This is a genomic window from Alkalihalobacillus alcalophilus ATCC 27647 = CGMCC 1.3604 (genome assembly GCF_000292245.2).
GTDB classification, from domain to species: Bacteria; Bacillota; Bacilli; order Bacillales; family Bacillaceae_D; genus Alkalihalobacillus; species Alkalihalobacillus alcalophilus.
Window position 1 is genome coordinate 1 of record NZ_ALPT02000062.1, and the last position, 24654, is coordinate 24654.

Annotated in this window: 26 protein-coding genes and 2 riboswitches; all 26 genes read right to left on the reverse strand. The window is 38.4% G+C overall.

The window, feature by feature from the left end; all coding sequences use genetic code 11:
• Positions 1 to 684, reverse strand: a 684-nt coding sequence (locus BALCAV_RS15165) for an RNA-guided endonuclease TnpB family protein (protein ID WP_040324088.1), incomplete at its 3' end; no start/stop codon positions are given.
• A 219-nt stretch (positions 685 to 903) separates the two neighbouring features.
• Complete coding sequence (locus BALCAV_RS15170; protein ID WP_003321979.1) at positions 904 to 2454, reverse strand: Na+/H+ antiporter NhaC family protein; 1551 nt, start codon at positions 2452 to 2454, stop codon at positions 904 to 906.
• Positions 2455 to 2588: 134 nt separating this feature from the next.
• A riboswitch (Lysine riboswitch) is annotated at positions 2589 to 2765 on the reverse strand.
• 115 nt (positions 2766 to 2880) lie between these two features.
• Positions 2881 to 3366: a dihydrofolate reductase gene (locus BALCAV_RS15175; protein WP_003321978.1), complete on the reverse strand. Its 486-nt coding sequence runs from the start codon at positions 3364 to 3366 to the stop codon at positions 2881 to 2883.
• A complete protein-coding gene (locus BALCAV_RS15180) occupies positions 3363 to 4157 on the reverse strand; it encodes a thymidylate synthase (RefSeq protein WP_003321977.1) in 795 nt (264 codons plus the stop codon). The genes BALCAV_RS15175 and BALCAV_RS15180 overlap by 4 nt, the downstream gene beginning before the upstream one ends.
• Positions 4158 to 4181: 24 nt before the next feature.
• Complete coding sequence (locus BALCAV_RS15185; RefSeq protein WP_003321976.1) at positions 4182 to 5285, reverse strand: HD-GYP domain-containing protein; 1104 nt, start codon at positions 5283 to 5285, stop codon at positions 4182 to 4184.
• Between the two features lie 198 nt (positions 5286 to 5483).
• Positions 5484 to 5789, reverse strand: coding sequence for a YunC family protein (locus BALCAV_RS15190; RefSeq protein WP_003321974.1), 306 nt, complete (start codon positions 5787 to 5789; stop codon positions 5484 to 5486).
• A 78-nt stretch (positions 5790 to 5867) separates the two neighbouring features.
• Entirely contained in the window at positions 5868 to 6722 is an 855-nt protein-coding gene (locus tag BALCAV_RS22840) for a bifunctional metallophosphatase/5'-nucleotidase (protein WP_235213123.1), read from the reverse strand.
• On the reverse strand, positions 6710 to 7234 hold the full coding sequence (locus BALCAV_RS22845) for a metallophosphoesterase (RefSeq protein ID WP_235213124.1): 525 nt from the start codon (positions 7232 to 7234) through the stop codon (positions 6710 to 6712). Before BALCAV_RS22845 ends, BALCAV_RS22840 begins: the two co-directional genes overlap by 13 nt.
• 39 nt (positions 7235 to 7273) lie before the next feature.
• Entirely contained in the window at positions 7274 to 8119 is an 846-nt protein-coding gene (locus BALCAV_RS15200; protein ID WP_003321972.1) for a DUF72 domain-containing protein, read from the reverse strand.
• 241 nt (positions 8120 to 8360) lie between these two features.
• On the reverse strand, positions 8361 to 9635 hold the full coding sequence (locus BALCAV_RS15205) for an acetylornithine deacetylase (protein ID WP_003321971.1): 1275 nt from the start codon (positions 9633 to 9635) through the stop codon (positions 8361 to 8363).
• A 174-nt stretch (positions 9636 to 9809) separates the two neighbouring features.
• A complete protein-coding gene (locus BALCAV_RS22850) occupies positions 9810 to 10190 on the reverse strand; it encodes a hypothetical protein (RefSeq protein WP_235213125.1) in 381 nt (126 codons plus the stop codon).
• 345 nt (positions 10191 to 10535) lie between these two features.
• Positions 10536 to 11933, reverse strand: a complete 1398-nt coding sequence (gene sufB / locus BALCAV_RS15215) for a Fe-S cluster assembly protein SufB (protein WP_003324440.1) — start codon at positions 11931 to 11933, stop codon at positions 10536 to 10538.
• Positions 11934 to 11950: 17 nt separating this feature from the next.
• Positions 11951 to 12394, reverse strand: a complete 444-nt coding sequence (gene sufU, locus BALCAV_RS15220; protein WP_003324438.1) for a Fe-S cluster assembly sulfur transfer protein SufU — start codon at positions 12392 to 12394, stop codon at positions 11951 to 11953.
• The gene (locus BALCAV_RS15225) at positions 12384 to 13604 is read right to left on the reverse strand and encodes a cysteine desulfurase (protein ID WP_003324437.1); all 1221 of its coding nucleotides are present in this window, start codon (positions 13602 to 13604) and stop codon (positions 12384 to 12386) included. The genes sufU and BALCAV_RS15225 overlap by 11 nt, the downstream gene beginning before the upstream one ends.
• On the reverse strand, positions 13604 to 14905 hold the full coding sequence (gene sufD, locus BALCAV_RS15230) for a Fe-S cluster assembly protein SufD (RefSeq protein ID WP_003324436.1): 1302 nt from the start codon (positions 14903 to 14905) through the stop codon (positions 13604 to 13606). Before sufD ends, BALCAV_RS15225 begins: the two co-directional genes overlap by 1 nt.
• 90 nt (positions 14906 to 14995) lie before the next feature.
• Positions 14996 to 15775 carry a Fe-S cluster assembly ATPase SufC gene (gene sufC / locus BALCAV_RS15235; protein WP_003324435.1) on the reverse strand — a complete coding sequence of 260 codons (780 nt, stop codon included), beginning with the start codon at positions 15773 to 15775 and terminating at the stop codon, positions 14996 to 14998.
• 346 nt (positions 15776 to 16121) lie between these two features.
• On the reverse strand, positions 16122 to 16265 hold the full coding sequence (locus BALCAV_RS22385; protein WP_003324434.1) for a hypothetical protein: 144 nt from the start codon (positions 16263 to 16265) through the stop codon (positions 16122 to 16124).
• Between the two features lie 218 nt (positions 16266 to 16483).
• Entirely contained in the window at positions 16484 to 16900 is a 417-nt protein-coding gene (locus BALCAV_RS15240) for a carboxymuconolactone decarboxylase family protein (protein WP_003324433.1), read from the reverse strand.
• A gap of 280 nt (positions 16901 to 17180) precedes the next feature.
• Positions 17181 to 18035, reverse strand: coding sequence for a MetQ/NlpA family ABC transporter substrate-binding protein (locus BALCAV_RS15245; RefSeq protein ID WP_003324432.1), 855 nt, complete (start codon positions 18033 to 18035; stop codon positions 17181 to 17183).
• A gap of 15 nt (positions 18036 to 18050) precedes the next feature.
• Positions 18051 to 18650 (reverse strand): methionine ABC transporter permease, encoded by a 600-nt coding sequence (locus BALCAV_RS15250; RefSeq protein WP_081939306.1) that lies wholly within the window; start codon positions 18648 to 18650, stop codon positions 18051 to 18053.
• A 61-nt stretch (positions 18651 to 18711) separates the two neighbouring features.
• On the reverse strand, positions 18712 to 19737 hold the full coding sequence (locus tag BALCAV_RS15255; RefSeq protein WP_003324430.1) for a methionine ABC transporter ATP-binding protein: 1026 nt from the start codon (positions 19735 to 19737) through the stop codon (positions 18712 to 18714).
• 134 nt (positions 19738 to 19871) lie between these two features.
• Positions 19872 to 19986: riboswitch (SAM riboswitch) on the reverse strand.
• A gap of 145 nt (positions 19987 to 20131) precedes the next feature.
• Positions 20132 to 20368, reverse strand: coding sequence for a YusG family protein (locus BALCAV_RS15260; RefSeq protein WP_003324429.1), 237 nt, complete (start codon positions 20366 to 20368; stop codon positions 20132 to 20134).
• A 176-nt stretch (positions 20369 to 20544) separates the two neighbouring features.
• Positions 20545 to 20931 carry a glycine cleavage system protein GcvH gene (gene gcvH, locus BALCAV_RS15265; RefSeq protein WP_003324427.1) on the reverse strand — a complete coding sequence of 129 codons (387 nt, stop codon included), beginning with the start codon at positions 20929 to 20931 and terminating at the stop codon, positions 20545 to 20547.
• A gap of 93 nt (positions 20932 to 21024) precedes the next feature.
• Positions 21025 to 21381 carry an arsenate reductase family protein gene (locus BALCAV_RS15270; protein WP_003324426.1) on the reverse strand — a complete coding sequence of 119 codons (357 nt, stop codon included), beginning with the start codon at positions 21379 to 21381 and terminating at the stop codon, positions 21025 to 21027.
• Between the two features lie 295 nt (positions 21382 to 21676).
• Positions 21677 to 23440 carry an acyl-CoA dehydrogenase family protein gene (locus tag BALCAV_RS15275; RefSeq protein ID WP_003324425.1) on the reverse strand — a complete coding sequence of 588 codons (1764 nt, stop codon included), beginning with the start codon at positions 23438 to 23440 and terminating at the stop codon, positions 21677 to 21679.
• A gap of 27 nt (positions 23441 to 23467) precedes the next feature.
• Positions 23468 to 24643, reverse strand: coding sequence for an acetyl-CoA C-acetyltransferase (locus BALCAV_RS15280; protein WP_003324424.1), 1176 nt, complete (start codon positions 24641 to 24643; stop codon positions 23468 to 23470).
• Positions 24644 to 24654 lie beyond the last annotated feature (11 nt).

Sequence of the window (24654 nt, forward strand, 5' to 3'; positions counted from 1 at the left end):
CTTGTTTTTAGCACTTAACGCACGTCTTGAAAGTTTTCGTTGCTCACGTTTTAGTCTCTTGTCCATTTTGCATGTGAACTTATTGTTGTCAATCTTACGACCATCAGAAAGAACCGCAAAGTCCGTGATGCCTAAATCTACACCGATAGATGAATCCGTTTTTTTCAAGGGCTGTACGTCTGTTTCGACTAGAATGGATACAAAGAACTTTCCGCTTGGATTTCGTCTGACTGTAGCGCTCAGAATACGTCCTTCAACCTCACGACTTTTGGCCAAGCGAACAAGACCCAGTTTCGGCAATTTAATTTTGTTGTTTACTATGGCCATGTTGCTATTTGTTTCTTTCGTGGTGTAGGATTGTACCTGATTCTTTTTAGACTTGAAGCGAGGTGCTTTATTTTGTTTCTTGAAGAATCGAGTATAGGAATCAGCAAGGTTTTTCAGGGAGGATTGAAGGGCAATGCTGTCCACTTCTTTTAGCCATACGAATTCCTTTTTTAGTTGCGTTAATTCAGCCGAACAAGAAGAATACGTTAACCCTTTGCCTGTTTCTTGGTAGGTATCGTTCCATTGTCCTAAAAAGCGATTGAATACAAAACGAGAACAGCCGATGGTTTTAGCAATCAGGGTTTCTTGTTCTTTGCTTGGATAGAGACGGAATTTGTATGCTTTGTTGATGAGCATTGTTTTCACCTCAGATAGGAATATATGTTCTTATTATACCCTAACAAGAATCTCTTTGGCTACCGCCAACCGCCATTCATCTACCCCTTATCGTTGGGCTTCTCCCTTCACACGATTGAAGAGGGAGTCTTCTGTCGGGAAATGATAAAAAACAGCCAATGAAAAGTTTTAAAACCTTCCATCAGCTGTTTTAACCTGTTATCCTTAGCAGAGTTTCATTTACGCTTTTTTCAAACTATTATTCAATTGTTTAATGATAAATACTGTTATCGTGAAAATCACACATACTAACAATAATGAAATCCACATATTTCCTGTAAACCCAAGAATAATAAACCCTACAAAAGCAATCACAGCTGAAGTTACTGCGTATGGCAATTGTGTAATAACATGGTCAATATGATGACTACCAGCACCAGCCGACGATAAAATTGTCGTATCTGAGATTGGTGAAGTATGGTCACCAAAAATGGCCCCTGCTAAAACAGCCGCTAACATCGGTAGCATTAGTGTTACATCAACCGCCGCTGCCATGTCTCCTGCAATTGGTAAAAGCAAACCGAATGTCCCCCATGAAGTACCTGTTGATAAAGCTGTAAAACCAGCAATTAAGAAAATAATCGCAGGTAATAACATTGGAGGAATCGTTCCATCCACTAACTCAGCTAAGAATAAACCTGTTCCAATATCACTAATAATCTCAATTATAATCCAAGCTAAAATTAAAATAAAAATCGCCGGAAGCATTGATTTAATACCAGCCCATAACGTTTGGAACATATTCGGATTATCGGGTTTAATCAAATTCGTGATAAGAGCAACGCCAAGACCAATCACTCCACCAATCACTAAAGAACCAGCAATATCGGCCTCTCCAAAAATAGCAATTAATGATGCAGATTGAGCCTCTCCGTATCCAGTGAATACCATAGCGGCAACTGTACCGACAACTAAACCAAGAATAGGTAAAATTAAATCATAAACTTTTCCATGACTATGGCTTTCAATTTCTCCATCTGTTCCAGGAAGATCACCTGATTTTGGATCTGTTAATTGTCCCGTTGTTATCGCGAGTTCTTCGTGTCTTCTCATTGGACCAAAATCAATTTTAAACAGAGCAACAGCAACCATAAAAGCAATCGCAATGAGAGCATAGTAGTTCATTGGAATAATTAACATAAACGCTTCAAACGCTTGATATTGAGATAATCCATGCGCGGTTAAAATTCCACCAATTATCGAAATAATATAAGCACCCCAGCTCGAAATTGGGGCAATTACACACATTGGAGCTGCTGTTGAATCGACTAAATAAGCTAGCTTTGCTCGTGATACTCGGTGCTTATCCGAAATGGGACGACTAATATTTCCCACTGTTAAACTATTAAAATAATCATCGATAAAAATAATAAAGCCTAAAAAGATCGTAAACATTTGAGCACCGACACGTGTTTTTATCCGTTTCATCGCCCACTCTGCAAAAGCAATGCTGCCACCAGATTTTGTAATTAAAGCAGCCATCATTCCTAATAGCAGTAAGAATAAAATAATATAAAATTCCCAATCATTGATGCCACCATCAACATAAAAAATTCCTGTAAAAATACCAACGACTTGCATCAACCCGTCGATAGGATTAAAGCCATTTAACATTAAAGCTCCAACCACAATACTAACTCCAAGTGATATTAATACCTTCCTTGTTAATAACACTAGCACCAGTGCTAACACAGGTGGTATTAATGAATACCATGTACCTACAACTTCCAAGATACATCCTCCTCTACTCCGCTCTTCTTTTTAAAGAGCTTATCTTTTTTGTGTGCTGAAGAAGAATTATCCCAATAAAAAAAAGGCCATAACGGAAACCCATTATGCCTTTTGATCGCAAGGTTTTCCCCATCTTCAGTAGTAGTTCTCCACAGTCTTTCAACTGTGACAGTCCTGCATTTATTTAATACAGTCCCAGCTTATAGAAACTTGACTTTTTCTATAAACTTCGGCGAACTTGCCTTTCTCCTTTAGTCAACGTTGTCATCCTCATAAAGGGTACTATTCGTATTCGCGCCTCTACCTCACCGTGTTGATGAGGTAATACTATTATTATTATCGTAATATATTATATCGAACTCTTTCTTTAGAATCAATGGTTTTTTAGTCAAAAAGGTCTAGCTTTGATTAAAAATAAATGTCAGCTTATCCTCTTTTTTGATAGGTTAAAAAGGTATGTTGATATTTATTTTCCTGATCCGTTGTACCTTCTTGTTGAGCAATAAGTTCCCAATTCGTCCAATCCCATTTCGGAAAAAAGGTGTCTCCAACAAACGACTCATTAATTTTCGTCACATATATTTTCTCTACCTCTCCACGGAACAAATCATAAAGTCCTGCTCCACCAATGACAAAGGCCTCGTTTTCTCCCGCAATCGCTTTTAATACCTCTTCTTTTGAATGAACAACTTCACAGCCTGGAGCTTGATACGCTTCGTCTGTCGTTAATACGATATTGCGACGTTTCGGTAACGCACGGCCAAGCGATTCATATGTCTTTCTCCCCATCACAACCGTTGAACCTGATGTTACCTTTTTAAAATACTTAAGGTCATTTGGCAAATGCCACGGCATATCATTGTCTTTTCCAATGACACCATCTTCTGCCATCGCAAAAATATAGGAAATCATACAGACACCTCACCTTTAATATGCGGATGTGGATCATAATCGACAAGTTCAAAATCATCAATTGTGAAGTCAAAAATTGATTTAACATTTGGATTGATTTTCATTGTTGGAAGGGTATGTGGCTCTCTTGTTAGTTGTAATTTAACTTGCTCATAATGATTCGAATAAATATGAGCATCACCAAAAGTATGAACAAATTCACCTGGCTCTAAGTCAGTCACTTGAGCAATCATCATCGTCAAAAGGGCATAAGAAGCAATATTAAAAGGAACGCCTAAGAAAATATCCGCACTTCTTTGATACAATTGACAAGAAAGCTTACCATCATTGACGTAAAATTGGAACAAACAATGACAAGGTGCTAAAGCCATATCATCAATCTCCGCGACATTCCAAGCATTTACGATTAAGCGACGTGAATTTGGGTTCGTTTTAATTTGTTCAATTAATTCGCTAATTTGATCAATCGTTTTGCCATTAGCCCCTTGCCATGAGCGCCATTGTTTTCCATATACCGGACCAAGATCTCCGTTTTCATCAGCCCACTCATTCCAAATTCGTACTTTATTCTCAGTTAAATAAGCAATATTTGTATCACCTTTTAAAAACCATAAAAGCTCATGAATAATCGAGCGTAAATGTAATTTTTTCGTCGTTACAACCGGAAATCCATCGGCCAAATTAAAACGCATTTGATAACCAAAAACACTTTTAGTTCCTGTGCCTGTTCGATCACCTTTTTCTGTTCCGTTCTCAAGTACATGTTGACATAAAGATAAATATTGTTGCAATTTGCTCATCTCCTACTTTATAACTTAACTTTGCTCTTCAAAAGCATCCGTTCCAATAATCGTGATATTTAGATGTTTCATTAAATCTATAAAATAAGGCACCTCTAGTTTTACCCCATCCTCATATAGAACTTTAATGATTGGATGAGTACTCATTTCACGATTTTGTTGAAATACAACCCCTTTTCGATTATCACTTAAGGTAACCATTAAACCGATTGGATACACAGCAATTGTTTTCCGAAAAGCTGTGACTAAGCTCAAATCAAATAAGGTTGAAGCACCAGAATATAAAAGCTCTAATGCCTCATGAGGAAGCATAGGCTTTTTTCGATACACTCGATTTGTCGTGACAGCATCAAACACATCGGCAATCGCAATAATTTTCGCATAAGGGTGGATTTCATCTTCTTTCAGACCCTGTGGATAACCTGTCCCATTTAAGCGTTCATGATGTTGATGCGCACATTTTGCTACTTGAAGAGGAATATGTTTGGTTTGCCTTAATAAGTCATAGCCTATTTTACTATGAGTTTTTACAATTTCAAACTCTTCTTTTGTTAGCTTGCCCGGCTTTTCTAATATTTCTAAAGGCGTCGACATTTTCCCAATATCATGTAATAATGCCCCGAGTCCTACCTCTAACAATTGACGTTCGGAGTAATTTAACTCTACTGCTAGTCCAATGGAATAAACCGTAACATTAAATGAATGCGTAAAAATATAATGATCGTGGGATGTTGCACTTAGAAGCAATGTTAATGCATTTGGTTTACTTTTTATATCCCCAATTAACAATCGAACAGCATCTTCAAATTCAAGGTTTAATTGGAAAGAGGAAAAATGATTCGCATTCTTTTTCCACTCATTGGCTAAATCAATAAAATCTTTTTTTAGCTGATTAATTGTATATTCTCTTGTTTCAGTAGAAATCACTTGTTCAATCTCAGGAAGTTGAATCTGATCATCTTGGATGTAAATAAACGAAACACCGATACCCTTAAGGCGCCCGATTAATTTTTCAGTTAAACGTGCCCCTTTATTTAAAAGAATCGTACCTTCCTCACTTTTTATCGCTCTGGCTAACTGCTGCCCTGGTTTCGCCACCATCACTGCTATTAGTCTCATAGAACGTCCCCTCTTCTATATGTAGAACAGCTTTTTCTTTTATCTTCCCATGAATAAAAAACTTGCGCAAGCCTGTTTTCGACAATTGGAAACGATCTTATGAAAAAAAAGTCACATTCTGTCTTCCAAAAAAAATCATAAAAAAACGGACTGCCCATCAAAGTCTTCATCACTTTTGAGACAATCCATTTTGCAAAATTAGTATTTCATTTTTAAGAGAGCATCTTTACCCTTCATTCCTACATTAATGCCGAGCTCCTCCGCCTCTAATGTAACCGATTCGAGTGGTGCTTCTAACAGTTGCTCAATCGTTCTAACACCAACGGCTCTTGCTGCGACAATTTTTCTATCTTTTAGTTTCTCATTTAATAATGCCACATCTAAAGCTCCACACATTATATAGCCGATTTCATTCGTAATCGCCATAAAATTAGTTTTCGGCAGTTTTAATGTAATCGCAAGAAAAGTTTCCCCTTCGACTGTAATTGGATTCATTTCAAGCATCGTTCATCCCTCCATCCTCATGTACAATCACTCTTTCAATACTACTTTATGAGGATCAATAGATGACCGTGAATAAGTTTATGCCCATTCTTGCCCAAGCTCCCAAGCTAAAATATCACGTAAAAATTCTGGCATAAAATACTCTTTATTCGGTGCTTGAAAAATATCAGGAAAAAGGTGACCAAATGTATACATATCTAATGTTGCTAATCGATACGTCTCTTTCAACTGAAGGGGTTCCCCTAATACCTCAATCCCACTAACTTGTTCATTTTCTGATAAAAAAATGTCAATTCCAGTAAAAATCATTCTTCCTAAAATCTTGCCCCTAAATCCAAACCCTTTTAATTCCAAATAGCGAATCTCGTTTGTAAAGGCTCGTTCAATGGTTGCCTTTAATTGTGCTCCGGTTAATTCAACAACACAAGGATTAATTGGATGTGGACAGATTCTATGGATATCCCCTTTCGTAATTTCTCCTTGTCGAATCGATTCAAGTAGCACACCAGCGTTTAACATCGCGATCTCTTCTTTACACCATTTCGCCAATGCATCACAAAGCATTTGAATCACTTCGGTGTTGTCTTGCCATGAAACCATTAAATCATGTGGAACCGTGGCAACACGTTGATTTAATTTACAAAAGGCGTCTGCTTCTAACTGCTCAATCAATACCCGTGTTTCTTGAGAAGGTTCACAATCAATAGCAGCTACCATCTTTTCCTCAACTGAGCAAATCTTTCTCTTCTCTAGATCATACTCCAATTCAAGTTGACCAAAATAATGGCCATGCTTGCCAGCTTGAGTGATCAAAGTTCCCGAAACCCATTTCCCGTTCGCTAAAACATGATGGGTATGAGAACCAAAAATGAAATCAATCCCATCTATTTTTGCTGCAACCTCTTCATCTTTAAATAGCCCTAAATGAGACAATAAGATGATAATATCGGTTTCTTTTTTAATTGCTGAACGATTTCTTTTAATGGTTCAAGAGAGTCTTCATTTTTCCAACCAAGTTGAGAATAGAGGCCAGTAAAAGCCGCTGTCCATCCTATTAGACCAATTCGAATTCCACTTTCTAACGTGTGAATCGCATATGGTTGTGCCCATTTAGGATGACTGCCATCCTTCTCAAATAAATTCCCAACTAACACCGGAAAGGTTGCCTGTTCATAAAGCCTGTCCAGTTGGGGCTTTGAAAATGTCACTCCTTCATTATTTCCGATCGTCGCATAATCAATTTTCGCGTGATTAAGCAATTCAACATTGCCTTTTCCTTCGGTTGCTTCTGTAATAAGCTGACTGCGGTCGGCATGATCACCTAAGTCTAAAAATAAAGTAGACTCATCACGATGTTGGTTTACATACCCGACAATATGAGGCCAATTTGTAAAACAACTATGTAAATCATTCACATGAAAAATCGTTAGTTTCTCTGTAGTCAAGGGATCCTCCCTCCTTTCACTCCCCATCCAAAAAAGAGGTTAAAATAAACCCATCTGTCTCGGGGCCAGTCCATGGTAGGTGATGTCTAGCTTTTTAATTAATTGCTTTGCATTGTCTGCTGCATCTCCACCAGAATTATTATTAAAGATAATATATAAATTTTTACTTTGTTTTTGAAAATTGACTAATGATTGGGCCCACTCTGTTAACTCCTCATCATTATAACGATACAAATAACGAACATCACGCCAGCGTCCGTTTCCAGGATCATTCCACCCATGAACATTTCGGCCATGAAATCTGAATAACGTCTTATTGTCATCCGTCGCCTCTAAGACAGTTGGGATAGAACCGGCTCCAGCTTGAGGCTCATCACAAATACTATGTATCCAACCTTCTTCTCGCATAAACTGCAATGTTCGCTCACGATAGCTGCCAGAAAACCATGATTGATGACGAAACTCTAACGCGACAGGTAAGCCATTTAATTGCTCTTTTATATATCTCACCCATAGAACATGGTCTTTTTTACAATCAAACCAAGGTGGAAATTGACATAACACCATCGCTAATTTATTTGCTTCCACCATTGGCATAAGAGACTCCCGAAATGCCAAAAACATTTCTTTCTTTGTTTCAAAAGGAGCAATCCCTTTTTGATGACCTGTCATTCCTTGAAATGTCTTAACAACAAATTGAAAATTGCTCGGAGTTTCCCGCACCCATTTTTCCATATTTTTCAAAGGCTGAACAGCGTAAAAGGATGCATCTAGTTCAACAAGTGGGAAAAATCCCGCATAGGTTTCTAATTTAGAAGCCGTGCTACTTAAGCCCTGATACAAGCTATTATGATCCCCCCATCCAGCTAATCCAATATAAATCAATGCTCTTTTCACCTCAATCTATGTACAAAGCCGACATACTTAAAACCTTCACAGAAACTTCTTCTTTCAATATATCAAATTTTGCAGCGATAACCTATAAAAATGCAATATGACTCACCTAGGCATGCTAGTCTCTGTTAGTTTGTACTTAAAAGGTCACCAATGTCCGTACAAAAAAAGCAGTGTGCTTTTCTGAGAAAAACCGACTGCTTCGTTACCTCCCACTCTATAAATACAACCCCTATTTTTTTGTATGACACCATTCAAACATAAACCGCAACACAACTTTTGTATAATCGACTAATTGCTGAATCGAAACTTGTTCATTAATCGAATGGGCATGCTTGAGCTCTCCTGGACCATAAATGGCAGCTGGGATTCCTGCATCACCAAACCAGCCCCCATCTGTAACAGTTGGGGATACACCTATCACTGGTTGTTCATACAAAGTAGATTCATGACATCCACTCAATGTCTTAACTGCTTGATGCTCCGGATCAACCTCCAATGATGGAAAAATTTCACCACGGTCAACAATCATTGAAGAGCCGCCCCACTCAAACGTCGGAGGATTTTCTCTTAACCATGGATCCGCCTTCGCGACAAGTTGAATATGTTCTTCAATTTCTTTGGCTACTTGTTCATGCGTTTCATTCGGATAAAAATGGACCGTAATCCATAGGCGACATTCATCCGCAATAAAAGCGGCATGCCTTCCTCCTTCAATCACAGCAGGATTAATTGTATTCGTACCAGGATCATAACCTGGATAACTTTTCATTACAGACCAATGTCTCTCTAAATCCTGCAAGCCTTGAATGACCTTCATCATCTTTTCAATTGCACTTGCACCAAATAATTGTCCACCCGCATGAATCATATTTTTCCTCGTTGCATCATGATGGGTTTGTTTGCTTTTAACAGTTATCCAACCCGTGATGACACCACCTTGTCCTTGAATTTGCAAATTACTCGTATCAACAACTAAAGCAAAATCAGCTTTATACCCTCGCTTGCAGCATTCTAAAGTGCCTGCTTCTCCGACCTCTTCTCCGATGACAGACTGAAATATGAGGTCACCAGGTAGATCAATTCCCGCTTCATGCATCAGTTGAATGGCAAACAAAGCCCCAGCCATTCCACCTTTCATATCTGCTGCCCCTCGTCCAATGACGACTCCATCCTTTACAATTGGAGTAAACGGGTCTACTTCCCATTCTTCTGTTTCACTTACCTCTGCAACATCCACATGTCCATTGACAATCAAACTCTGATACTCGTCTGACCGTTTTCCTTTTAAAACCCCAACCACATTCGGATCACCAGGGTACACATCCCATTTATCAATCATAAAGCCTTTTTTATTTAAAAAATCAGCAATAAACTGCTGTACCTCCTCCGTATTCCGGGCAGGTGGCGCCGGTGTTTTATAACGGATTAACAGTGACAACAAATCGACCAGTTCATCCTGTCGCGAGTCTACTAATTCTAATAATTCCAACAAATTCGACTCCATCTAATCATCCTTTCTTCTAAAAATTTATTATCCGCTCTTGTAGTACATAAGACAAAGTTGCTTCAAAAGTCTTAATTAATAACTCAACTTTCGCAGCGTATAATTGACCCTTAACCGTTGATAGAGATTGACTTTAGGGAGATACAAGACTCAAATTGCCTTTACATGAACGGTTCAATTGTTGACAGTCTGACCCCATCTCTTCGTAGGCTGTTGAAGGAAACTGTTCACTAATAATGAAGAGCTTCGGCTGTCGCTACCAAAACCATACTCCGCGTCCTGCGGGAACCTGGCGAGCCTCCTCGGCAAGCCTTGCGGGGTCTCGCTCCACGGTTTATTCCCGCGGGAGTCTCCGTTTTGGCTGGCATCGATATCTCGATCGTGATGTTTATCGCAAATAGGGCACGTCCAATCCCTTATTTCAAGAGATTTCTTGCCCTCTTGGTGTTCAAATCTTCGATACAGACAATATCGTGGTTTTTTGATGAGGTCTGTACTTAGTTTGTGAAGGACATCGTCACGTTGGTTCCTGACTCTTTCGTGCAATCTAGCCACTTTGCGTTTTTGCTTCTGATAGTTTTTGGCATCAAATAGATGAATCCCCTTATTTTTAGCCTGTAACGCACGTCTTAACTAAGCCCTCTTTTTTATTTTATTAAAATAATTTTATAGGTTGGATTGTTTTGGACTTTCTCGCTCCTCCCATCATGTCGTAAAACAATAAAGATAGGCAATGAAAACAGTCTTTTACTAACGCACATTATTCAACACAAAAAAAGGCTGCCCTCATAATATCATTTTCATGACCTTAGTGGACAGCCTCTCTTATATAAATCCATATCAGATCGACAGTTTACTCTTTGATGATAAACTCCTTATACACTAAGGGGTCTCATCGAATTAACCAATCGAACCTTCCATCTCGAACTTGATTAAGCGGTTCATTTCAACAGCGTATTCCATTGGTAATTCTTTTGTAAATGGTTCGATAAAGCCCATAACGATCATTTCTGTTGCTTCTTGTTCCGAAATACCACGGCTCATTAAGTAGAACAATTGGTCTTCGGATACTTTAGAAACAGTTGCTTCATGCTCCAATGTAATATTGTTATTTAAGATTTCGTTATAAGGAATCGTATCTGATGTTGATTCATTGTCTAAAATTAATGTATCACACTCAATTTTAGATTTTGAACCTTGAGAACGACGTCCAAAGTGACAAATACCACGATAAGTTACTTTACCACCTTGCTTTGAAATCGATTTAGACACGATTGTTGAAGAACAGTTTGGTGCAAGGTGAGAAATTTTCGCCCCTGCATCTTGGTGTTGGCCTTTACCAGCAATTGCGATAGAAAGAACCGTTCCTTTTGCACCTTCTCCACGCATGATAACTGCTGGGTATTTCATCGTTAATTTCGAACCAATGTTACCATCAACCCATTCCATCGTTGCACCAGCATCAGCTACGGCACGTTTTGTTACTAAGTTGAAGACGTTAGGTGCCCAGTTTTGGATGGTTGTATAACGACAGTATGCATTCTTTTTAACGATAATTTCAACAACCGCACTGTGAAGTGAGTTTGTTGTGTAAACAGGTGCTGTACAACCTTCAACATAGTGTACAGAACTATCTTCATCAGCAATGATTAGTGTACGCTCGAATTGACCCATATTTTCTGAGTTAATACGGAAATACGCTTGGAGTGGAGTTTCGGTTTTTACGCCTTTTGGTACGTAAATGAATGATCCACCAGACCATACGGCTGAGTTAAGAGCTGCAAACTTATTATCCGTTGGTGGGATAATCGTTCCAAAATGCTCTCTAAAAATCTCTTCATGCTCTTTTAAAGCTGTGTCCGTATCTGTGAAAAGAATTCCAAGATCCGTTAGCTCTTGCTTCATGTTGTGGTAAACCACTTCTGATTCGTATTGAGCAGAAACCCCTGCTAAATACTTTTGCTCCGCTTCTGGAATCCCTAATTTATCAAACGTGTTTTTGATTTCTTCAGGTACTTCATCCCAAGACTTCTCAGACTTCTCTGATGGCTTCACATAGTAAGTAATGTCATCAAAGTTTAGTTCAGATAAATCTCCACCCCATTGTGGCATTGGCATATTATAAAAGTGCTCTAATGACTTCAAACGGAAGTCAAGCATCCATTGTGGTTCTTCTTTCATACGTGAAATCTCTTCAACGATCTCTTTCGTTAAACCACGTTTCGAACGGAAAATTGATACATCACGATCCGAAAAACCATATTTGTATTCACCGATATCAGGCATTTTTTTAGCCATCGGAAACCCTCCTTCTTTTACTTACCAGTCTCTTCGTTTAACCCTTTTTCCATCGCTTTCCAAGCTAAAGTTGCACATTTGATTCGAGCAGGAAATTTCGCTACGCCTTGAAGTGCTTCAATGTCCCCTAAATCAAATTTTTCGTCATCATAATCTTTACCGAGCATCATGTCAGAAAAAATATGAGACATTTCAATTGCTTCATCCTTCGTTAGCCCTTTAATTGCTTGGGTCATCATCGAAGCGGATGAAAGACTAATTGAACAACCTTCTCCTTCAAACTTAGCATCTATTACTTTCCCCTCATCAACTTTCATTTGAAGCTGAATTCTATCACCACATGTTGGGTTATTCATGTTGACTGTTAATATGTCTCCATCAAACTCACCACGATTACGCGGGTTTTTATAATGGTCCATAATAACTTGGCGATATAAGGTATCTAGATTATTAAAAGACATCTCCAAAGTACTCCTTTGTTTTTACTAATCCAGTTACAAGTCGATCAACATCGTCCTTTGTATTATACAAGTAAAAACTAGCACGGGCTGTCGCTGTTACGTTTAACCACTTCATCAATGGTTGAGCACAATGGTGTCCAGCACGAACCGCAATCCCATCAGCATCAAGAGCTGTCGCCACATCATGAGGATGAACATCGTCTAAGTTGAACGTAACGACTCCAGCACGATGCTTTGGACCATAAATCGTCATTCCTTCAATTTCAGACATTTGCTCCATCGCATAGTGTGCTAATTCTTGTTCATGCTTTTCAATTTCAGAAAGGCCCACTTCATTTAAGAAATCAATGGCCGCACCTAAACCAATCGCTCCTGCAATAATAGGAGTTCCACCTTCAAACTTCCATGGCAACTCTTTCCAAGTTGAATCGTATAAGCCAACAAAATCGATCATTTCCCCACCGAATTCAACTGGCTCCATACTCTCAAGCCATTTTTTCTTTCCATAAAGGGCACCAATTCCAGTTGGTCCAACCATTTTATGTCCAGAAAAGGCAAAAAAGTCACAATCTAAATCTTGAACATCAATTTTCATATGTGGGGTACTTTGAGCACCATCAACAACCATAATTGCCCCATGGCGATGAGCGATTTCAGCAACTTCCTTCACTGGATTGACTGTTCCTAACACATTTGATACATGCATCATTGTCACAATTTTTGTTTTTTCAGTCACTGTATTTTCTACATCTTTTAAATCTATTGTACCATCTTCTTGTAATGGAATGTATTTCAATGTTGCTCCTGTTGCTTTAGCCAATTGTTGCCAAGGAATGATATTAGAGTGATGCTCCATTGGAGTTAACACAATTTCATCGCCTTCTTTGACATTTGCCCGGCCGTAACTTGAAGCGACTAAGTTTAACGCTGTTGTTGTTCCACGTACAAAAATGATTTCTTCTATTGATTGAGCTCCAATAAATGAGCGAACTTTTTCGCGGGCCCCTTCATATCCATCTGTCGCAAGTGTTCCAAGTGTATGAACGCCACGATGAACATTAGAGTTATAACGGCGATAATAGTCCTCGACCTTCTCGATCACTGAAAGAGGTTTTTGAGAAGTGGCCGCACTGTCTAAATAGACAAGATCGTTTCCGTTGACTTGTTGATTGAGTATTGGAAACTGCTTTTTCAGCTCAAGAGCATTCATTACTTAACTTTCCTTTCAATTGCTTCACGTAAACGCATCTTTACTGAATCAATTGGTAACTCTTCAACAACAGGTGCTAAGAAGCCATGAATAACTAAGCGCTCGGCTTCTTTACGAGAAATACCACGGCTCATTAAATAGAACATTTGTAACGGATCAATACGACCTACAGATGCTGCGTGTCCAGCCGTTACATCGTCTTCATCAATTAATAAAATTGGATTGGCGTCTCCACGAGCCTTTTCGCTTAACATTAACACACGCTCTGTTTGTTCAGCATTTGACTTGGAAGCGCCGTGTTCAATTTTACCAATACCATTAAAGATCATCGTTGCATTATCTAACATAACACCATGCTTAAGAATTTGTCCGTCAGAATGTTTACCATGGTGAATGATTGATGTTGTAAAGTTTTGTTTTTGACTACCTGTTCCAACAGAGACGGTTTTCGCATCTCCTGTTGAACCTTCACCAATTAAATGAGTCGTATTTTCTGAAATGGTATTTCCATTATTCATTTGACCTAATGCCCACTCTACACGACCATCGCGTCCAACATGCGCACGTCTAACAACATATGTTGTCACTTCTTCAGATAAATGGTCAACAGCACCAAACGATACTTTTGCTCCATCTTCTGCATAAACTTCTGCGATGATATTCACTACACCATTTGTAGTAGATGGTGATACATAGTTTTCAACATAAGTAACAGAGCTATTCGCTTCCGCTACAACGATAACATGGTTGAATAAGCCACCGTTTTCACTATCTAATGAAAATACCGCTTGAAGTGGTACTTCGACTTGAACATTTTTTGGTACATATACAAACAGACCACCATTTAAAAGGGCTGCATGTAATGCCGTTAAACGGTTCTCATTAACATGAACTGCTTCACCGTAAAGGTATTTCTTAACTAGCTCACCGTGTTCGACTAATGCCGTTTGAAGATCGGTAAAGATAACACCTTGTTTATTTAAGTCTTCACTCATTTTTGTAAAAACTGTTTGTCCATCTTGTTGTACGATAACATTTTGGCTAGTTGCATCGACTAATTCACGTAACTCAGTTGAAAGAGCCTCTAATGAAGCAACCGCTTCTCTTTTCGTTACTTCACGAGTAAACTCTGTGAAATTCCATTTTTGAATTTTCGTTTTATCTGGTTTTGGTAGCTCAAGTGTTTCAACAAGCTCCAAACCTTGTAAACGGATGTCCTGAAACCATTTTGGCTCATTGCGTTCATCCGAGAATGTTTGAATTTGTTCTTTATCGAACGTTAACGTCGTCTCGATTGACATATTTACTCACCCTTTGCTGTTGTTCATTTACTAAACTTATTAAGCGATACTTCTAATTGGACCAAGTTTTTCCTATAAAAGAGGGTACGATTAAGAATTAACTGTTTCGTCTTCAATTCCTAATTCATCTTTAATCCAGTCATAACCTTCAGCTTCTAAACGCTCAGCTAATTCTGCTCCACCAGATTTTACGATACGACCTTGCATCATAACGTGTACTTTATCTGGAGTGATGTAGTTTAATAAACGTTGGTAGTGAGTAATGATTAGGGAACCGAACTCTGGGCTACGCATCGCATTTACACCTTTTGAAACGATTTTTAATGCATCAATATCAAGACCAGAATCGATTTCATCTAAGATCGCGATTTTTGGCTCTAACATTAATAATTGAAGAATTTCGTTACGTTTCTTTTCTCCACCAGAAAATCCTTCGTTTAAGTATCTTTGAGAGAACTCAGAATCCATATCAAGTACTTCCATTTTCTCATCTAATTTACGGATAAACTTCATTAAAGAAATTTCATCGCCTTCTTCACGTTGAGCATTAATCGCAGAACGTAAGAAGTCCGCATTTGTAATTCCACTAATTTCACTTGGGTATTGCATCGCTAAAAATAGACCAGCTTGTGCTCTCTCATCTACTTCCATTTCTAGAACATCTTCACCATTCATATGAATCGATCCACCCGTGATTTCATATTTAGGGTGTCCCATAATCGCTGAAGCTAAAGTAGATTTCCCTGTTCCGTTTGGACCCATGATTGCGTGGATTTCTCCACCTTTAATTTCTAGGCTGAAATCTTTTAGGATTTCTTTACCTTCTATAGATACTTGTAAATTTTCGATTTTCAAAAATGGTGCTGTCATGACTATACCTCCGTTTAATCGCGTCGATTCGCGTACATTTTTAGAATTGAATCATTATCAATCTATTCTCATTATCATTTTATAACAAATTTAATCTAAATTCAAGTTCAGCAAAATAGGGACAAATGAATTATTCGCCTTCCAAAACGAAAAAAATGCCTTTATTTCACTAGAAAATTTGACTACTTTTAATCATGAACATAATGAGAAACCTCTATACAATTTATTCCCCAAAAACCCCATCAAAATCAATAACGATGAATTAATTGAGAAAAGGGTGTTAACTAAATGAAAGAAACAGAGTGATTGAACTCTCACTCTGTTTCTTTATATTTTATGCTTGCTTCTATAACTTGTCCAGTGAATCGACCATTTTTTTCGTCATTTCATATTCTTTTTCTCTTTCTTTCTCCACCTGTAGCCTTTTTTCAAAACTGTTATTATATTCCTCTAAGCTCATTCCATGTGATTGCTGTAATCCTTTTTCCATTTCCGGTGAATGTCCATTCTTTTGCGGTTGAATAATAAATCAATCCCTTCGTTTATTTACATCTATGATCGTATCATTAGTGATATAATCTCACAAACCCCACTAGATCTACTGACATAGATTCTATCCCCTTCAAATAGAAGCACTAAACATAAGCTTCCTTTTATATGTATATAGAGGCATTTCCGCCCTTATCCTCTTTTATCCGCTTTAAAACTTTAGGAAGATTGATTAGAATCATCAGAATTTGAATTAGAGTCTGAATTTTTTTCGAACTCGGACAAAGCTTCCAAAACAAGAGTGACGGCTTGGCTCATCGCTGCCCCTCCACCAAAAGCAGCCGTCACCGCGATTGCTTCTAGTACCTCTTCTTCTTTACACCCTTCATCTAGACATCCTTTTGTATGGTAAATCATACAGTATTCATCCTGAGCAATCACACTAACCGCCAAAGCGATTAACTGCTTCTCTCTCAAGGTAAGTTTTCCTTTTTCAAAACAAGCTTCTGTAAACGCATTATATTTTTTGGCGATGTGAGGCATCTTTTTTGAAAACTTTTGGATACCTTCTTTATACTCCTGTAAAGCTAACGCAACCGGACTTTGTGGCTCTTGCTGCTGCTGATTTCCTGACATTGTTATCCCTCCATTCACCTTTTACGTAAATAGTATGAGATAGCTTGAGTTCAATTATGCTAATTAAACAAAAGAAATATCTAGTTAAAATGATTATTCGTCCTGAGAAAAAATCAAATGTTTCTATTCTTAATAAGGTAATGAGTTTATGTTTAGCAAGGGGAGCTAGGAGAGGTGAAGGTGCTGATGGACTAAATGCGTAGTTTGAATACGGGTTTACACTAAAAAAACAGACAAGGCTTTTATGTCCTCGTCTGTTTTAAGAAAAGCTAATTGCTAATTAATCCACTAAAGGAATAACCGCACCATTATATCGTTCTTGAATGAACTGTTGGATTTCTTCTGATTGAAGCACTTCTAATAATGTGACAATCGCTTCATTATTTTCGTCTTCAGAACGGACAACTAAAAGGTTTCCTTGCAATTTATCATCCGACTCAAAGGCAATTCCATATTGATCGATATCAACATTTCCTTCAAGAGCATAGTTTGTATTGATCGCAACCGCATCACCTTCACCTGACTCAAATGAAGGAGCTAGCATTCTAGCTTCGACTTGTCTTGAACCAAAATTTATATTTTTCGGGTTTGATGAAATATTATCAATTGTTGCTAATTCGCCTTCTTCGACATCAAGTTCAATTAAACCAGCATCTTCAAAAATCGGTAAAATACGCCCATGGTCACTAATTGAATCACTTAAAATAATTTCAGCACCTTCTGGAAGTTCATCTAAACTTGCATAATCTTGAGAGTAAATTCCAATAGGCTCAGCATGTACAGAACCTACACTAACAAAATCATAATCATATTCAGAAATTTGTTGAGCTAAATAACCTGGTGTTTGGAAATAGTTTGCATCTAAATCCCCTGACTCTAATTCCTGATTCGGTAAAATGTAATCAGAGAATACAACAATATCTAGTTCAATTCCTCTTTCAGCTAAAATCGGCTCAGCCGCTTCAAGAATTTCTTGGTGCGGAACTGCTGAAGCTCCAATTCTAATTGTTTCCACTGCCGCTGCTGAATCATCCCCATCACCAGCTTGATTATCATTACCTTCATTGTCACTACCGCACGCTACAAGTGCAAGTGTTACAGCGACCGCTCCTAGTGTACGAACAAATTTTTTCATACCATTCTCCCCCTCTTATCGTTTATCTGTTTTATTTGTTAAAAAGTCACCAATTACTTGAATCATAAAGACAATGAGTAATATAGCAACTGTTGCAACCACCATTAACGATGAATTGTTTCTTTGCCAACCTTCAAGGAAAGCAAGATGGCCTAATCCACCTGCCCCTATTACTCCAGCCATTGCTGTAAAACTAACAAGTGAAATACTTGTTACCGTAATTCCCGATATTAAGGCTGGCATTGATTCTGGCAATAAAACCTTCCAAATAATACGGAAGTTTGAAGCCCCCATTGAGTGGGCCGCTTCAATAACCCCTTTATCCACTTCACGTAAAGCAATTTCAACCAGTCGAGCATAAAATGGAGCAGCTCCAATTATTAAAGCTGGTAAGGCTGCATTAGCACCAAGGATGCTTCCCATTAACATTCGAGTAAATGGCATAAGTAAAATAATGAGGATGATAAATGGAATCGATCGGAAAACATTGACAATCGATGCAAAAATAAAGTTAACGACCTTACTTTCCCACATATTCCCTTTACTCGTTAAATAAAGCATCAAACCTAAGAAAATCCCGATTATAAAGGAGGCAGCGACAGAAATCCCTGTCATATAAAGGGTTTCTTTTATAGCCTCCCATAGTAAATCCCATTTTACATCAGCTAAAAACTCTTCAAACACGCTCAATCACCTCACATTCGACTTGCTCACCTTGAATGAAGGCAACCGCACTGTCTATCTCCTCTTTATCACCTTTTAAATGAATAAAAAGAGAACCGTACGAACTCTCACGCGTTTTGGAAATTTTCCCTTGGAGGATATTCACTTCCACTTGGAATTTACGAACCAATTCAGTAATTAAAGGACGTTCTGCTGCTTTTCCCAGGAAGGTAAGCTTCACAACTTCTCCTTCGATTCCTTGCTGCAACCAGTGCTCTAATGATTCTAATGTTTCCTCTGGTTCTGTAATTTGTTTCACAAACTCTTTTGTCATTTCTTGAACAGGTTTACGGAAGACATCGAGTACAGGACCTTGTTCCACAATTTTCCCTGCCTCCATCACCGCAACTTGATGACAAATTTTTCGAATGACATGCATTTCATGCGTAATCAAAATGACGGTTAAACCTAACTTTTGATTAATATCAACAAGTAATTCTAAAATCGAGTCGGTCGTTTTTGGGTCAAGGGCAGACGTTGCTTCATCACATAATAAGACCTTTGGATTATTCGCAAGTGCTCGTGCAATTCCGACCCTTTGTTTTTGTCCCCCACTCAGCTGTGACGGGTAACTCCCACCTCGTCCTTCAAGTCCAACAAGTGAAATTAACTCTTTCACTCGTTCATCTCGTTTCTTTTTTGGAACTCCAGCAATTTCAAGTGGAAAAGCAATGTTTTCATGGACTGTGCGCGACCATAATAAATTAAAATGCTGAAAAATCATCCCTATTTCTTGTCTCGCTTTTCTCAACTGAGGTTTTGAAAGCTTTGACAACGATTTACCAGCTACGACAACTTCACCACTCGTTGGTCTTTCGAGCATATTTAACATCCGAATCAGTGTACTTTTACCAGCACCACTATATCCGATAATGCCAAAAATTTCGCCTTCATTTATTTGAAGATTAATTCCATCAACCGCATGTACTGGACCATCCTTTGTAAAGAAAATTTTTTGGATGTCACTTAAATTAATCACGTTGTTTCTTGCCTCCTGACAACACTCTCTATCTTTTCCTCTTAATCGGGCTGAACATCATAATGGCTAACCAAATTTAAAACTGCAAAAAAGCCTTCTCTCATCAATCCAGATGAAAAGAAGGCTTAACCTTAATCTCATCTTTCAAAGCATTTGGCTTTGCAGGATTTAGCACCTTTTGAACGAAAAGATTCGTTTTACGGTTGCCGGGTTTCATCGGGCCAGTCCCTCCACCTCTCTCGATAAGAGCTATAAATGTTATGTTCATTTTGGTTTGACTTATCGTAACACGCACCTATTTTTGTTGTCAACCTTTTTTACATAAGTATTCTTACCTTCATAATCGGATTAGTCTTACAATTAGTTATTTTCAGTTTTTTGTTTTGTATTCGTTTTAACACCAACCACCATCACAGTTTTCTACATAGGCTCTAACTTGTTCCGGATGAGCATTTTCAAAGTGGTAAATTTTATCATTTTCAAAAACAAAGCCTTCTCTCATTTTCCGTTTAAGGCCGTCCTCCGTTTCTGTGACCATTCCAATTTTTATCTCCCCCATATAAAGATTTAATTGCCCCTCTTCATATTTGCCGATAATTTTATTCGTCACATCCACTTTATCCAAATTCATTTTCAATTCCCCTCCTCACTCTTAAGTTAACCGTCCTTCTTCAGTTGATACTGTTCGTTTTGTGGGAAACAGGGGGGATTGTGGGTAAATTGATCATTCAGTGAGCTAAACCATCAAAAAAAGCACCGAAGCTTTCTATAAGCTTCAGTGCCTTTTGAAGTTGCCTTTATTATTAATTAGTCTTCACTAATCATTTCTTCGTATTGCTCGGCAGACATTAAGTTTTCAAGCTCAGACTTATTAGATGGCTCTACAACGATCATCCATGCTTTTTCATATGGAGATTCATTTACGAACTCTGGAGAATCATCTAAGTCTTCGTTTACTTCTACTACTTTTCCACTTACAGGTGCATACAGTTCAGAAACCGTTTTTACGGATTCTACGCTACCGAACGGCTCGTCCGCTTCAATTGAATCTCCAACTTCAGGAAGTTCAACAAACACGATATCGCCAAGTTCTGATTGAGCAAAGTCTGTAATTCCGATACGAACGTTTCCGTCTTCTGTTTTGACCCACTCATGTTCCTCTGAATACTTTAATTCCTTTGGTAAATTACTCATTAGATGAATACCTCCAATATTTTTTGCGTTATGTAATACGTTCTTATTAAACACTATACCTTTTTTTAGAGAAAATGAAAATCCTTGATTGCATCATTTCCAAATTTGTTCAAACTCTGCCTCTTTAAAACCAACTGTTACTCGCTTTCCATCCGTTGTGATTGGGCGTTTAATCAACATACCGTCCGTTGCGAGTAGACGTAATTGTTCTTCTTCATTCATGTCCTTAAGCTTATCTTTTAAACCAAGTTCACGATATTTTTGACCACTCGTATTAAAGAATTTCTTTAATTCAAGTCCACTCTTTACATAAAGTTCCTTCAGTTCCTCTTTTGAAGGGGGCTCTTCGACAATATGAATAGGGTTGAACTCAATTCCATTGCTTTCTAACCATTTTTTCGCATTACGACAAGTTCCGCACTTTGGATAATGATAAAAAGTTAGGCTCATTTATAATCACTCCTCTTTAATAATCATTATAATTATTATCCAACTGTTTTTCAATCTTTCTCAATTAATTTGCCCTTTATCGACCAATTTGAAACAAGGTCTGTTCATTAATATTTGCTGAGCTAAAGTGGTCACCTAGTGATTAGCCGCTTCTATGCCCCGACAAACTTCTACTCGATTTATAGATTAATTTGAACAAGATCTTATCATTCTGAATAGCTCATTTACACTATGCTCAAAGAAAGAACTCCTGACCGAAGTTTCCTTTGGTCGGAGTTCTCACTCAAATTACTTATTAAGCACCTTCTTCAATTAAAAACTTAGCAATTTCACGTTTTGTTTGAATCGCATTGATTGGGTCTGCTTTTGTTAATTTGCGGACGATTGAAAGCATCGTGCGAAGGGTATCGCCTGATTCCACGTTGCTAATCGTTTCTTTTGCCAGGTTGTCAATCTTCTTAAGAGCTTCATGACAATACAGCTCTGTCATCAAAATATACTTCCTTGCTTTTTCTTCACCGACTCTTTCAATTTCTTTTTTCGTACGAGCGACTGCTGATTCCATTTGGAACACTTCAATCACAATATCGGCTACATTTGCTAACATTTCTTGCTCATCTTGCAGCTTTTCTGCGTATTTTTGTGCAGCTGTTCCAGCAATCATAAGGAATAACTTTTTGCTGTTTTCAACGATCGCTTCTTCACGCTCAAGCGGTTCGCTGCCAATCTGTTTTGGCATAAGCATAAGTAGTTCTTTTTGTAGCTCTGTTGCTTTTTCTAATAAAGGCAATTCACCTTTCATTGCTTTACGTAAAATCGTACCTGGAATTAAGAGACGGTTAATCTCATTTGTTCCTTCAAAAATACGATTGATTCGAGAGTCTCGGTAAATTCGCTCAACTTCATATTCAGCCATAAAACCATATCCACCATGAATTTGAACCGCTTCATCAGCTACATAATCCAACATCTCTGAACCAGCAATTTTCGCAATCGAACATTCAACCGCGTATTCAGCAATCGCTTTAGCTGCGTTTTGGCCAGATTCATCCTCCATATCGGATAGTCTTTGCTCAAATAATCCTCCTGTTCGATAACAAGAGCTTTCAGTTACAAATATTTTTGTGGCCATATTCGCCAGTTTTTCTTGAATTAATGGGAAATTAATAATCGCTGTCTTAAACTGCTTTCTTTCTTGAGCATAATCAAGAGCAAGCTTCAACGCTCTTTTTGAGCCACCTAAGCAACCAACCCCTAGTTTATAGCGACCAATATTTAAAATATTAAAGGCAATTAAATGTCCTTTTCCAATTTCCCCTAATACATTCTCCACTGGTACCAATGCATCCTCTAAAATAAGTGTTCTTGTTGAAGATCCTTTAATCCCCATTTTCTTTTCTTCAGGTCCAACCGATACACCTTCATACTCTCTTTCGACGATAAAGGCTGTAAATTTCTCACCATCAATTTTTGCATAAACGACAAAAACATCCGCAAAGCCAGCATTCGTAATCCATTGCTTTTCACCGTTTAATACATAGTGAGTTCCTGCATCATTTAAAACTGCTTTTGTTCGAGCTCCTAAGGCGTCCGAACCTGAACCAGGCTCTGTTAAAGCATATGCTGCTAGTTTTTCACCACTTGCTAAACCAGGCAAATATTTATGCTTTTGCTCTTCATTACCAAAATAGACGATTGGAAGTGAACCGATTCCAACATGTGCCCCGTGACTTAAACCGAACCCACCGACACGAGCAATTTTTTCAGTAATAATCGATGAGCTTAGTTTATCTAATTCCATACCACCGTATTTCTCAGGGACATCTGCCGCTAATAAGCCCAGATCTCCAGCCTTTTTTAATAATTTAACGGTATGCTCAAATTGATGGTTTTCAATATCTTCAATAAGAGGTGTAACATCTTTTTCTACAAATTGATCAACGACTTTACCAATTTCTTTTTGTTCATCTGTTAGTTCCTCTGGTGTATAAATGGATTCCTTTGATACCTCTCCTAATAAAAAGCTTGCTCCTTTTGGCCAATCTACTTTCTGAGTCATCATTATTTCCCCCTCAAATGGTTTTAATTAACATAATTCAAAAACAGCTGCTGCTCCCATTCCTCCACCGATACACATCGAAACAACGCCATACTGAATGTTTTTTCTTCTCATTTCATGTAAAAGAGTTAAAGTAAGTTTAGTACCTGTGCACCCAAGTGGATGTCCTAGTGCAATTGCTCCCCCATTTACATTAACTTTCTCAATATCAAGTTCCAATGAACGAACTACTTGTAAGGCTTGGGCCGCGAATGCCTCATTAATCTCAAATAACCCGATATCTTCCTTTTTCAATCCAGCCATCGACAATGCTTTTGGAATCGCTCCGATTGGTCCCAATCCCATAATTTCTGGTGCACATCCCGTCACCGCATAAGAACGAAACTTAGCGATAGGTTGCAGGTTTCGGCTTAATGCTTCTTCCTTATCCATAACTAGTACTGAAGCTGCCCCGTCACTCATTTGTGAAGAGTTCCCAGCTGTTACTGACCCTTGCACATGAAAAGCAGGTCTTAATTTGCCAAGCCCCTCAATCGACGTATCAGCTCGGACACCTTCATCCTGAGCAAATTGGACCGTCTTCTCCACAAAACGATTATCTTTTACTGAGCGTAGCTTTACTTCAATTGGTACAATTTCTTCCTTAAAAGCACCTGTTTGTAGTGCCTTCGCAGCTTTTAATTGACTTTCAACAGCAAATTGATCTTGATCAGCTCGGCTCACACTATATCGATTGGCCACCTCTTCTGCTGTTAGTCCCATATTCATATAATATTCAGCACGAGCCTCAACGATCTTACTATTTGGGGCAATGACATGGCCTCCCATTGGGATTTGGCTCATCGATTCAGCCCCACCGGCAATAATTGTTTTCGCTTGCCCTGTCAAAATGCGCTCTGCGGCATATGAAATACTTTGTAGACCAGACGAACAATAACGATTAATCGTAATCCCAGGTACCTCATCCGGTAACCCTGCAAGCAATGAAATGGTACGAGCCATATTCATTCCTTGCTCAGCTTCAGGCATGGCACAACCAATAATCACATCATCGATTTGATCCAAATCCTGAAAGTTCGCTCTATCTAATGTTGCTTTTACCGTTTCAGCCGCATAATCATCGGCCCGCATATTTGCAAGCGTTCCTTTTTTGGCTTTCCCAACAGCTGTTCTCGCACCACTTACAATAACTGCTTCCCTCATCGTATCCCTCC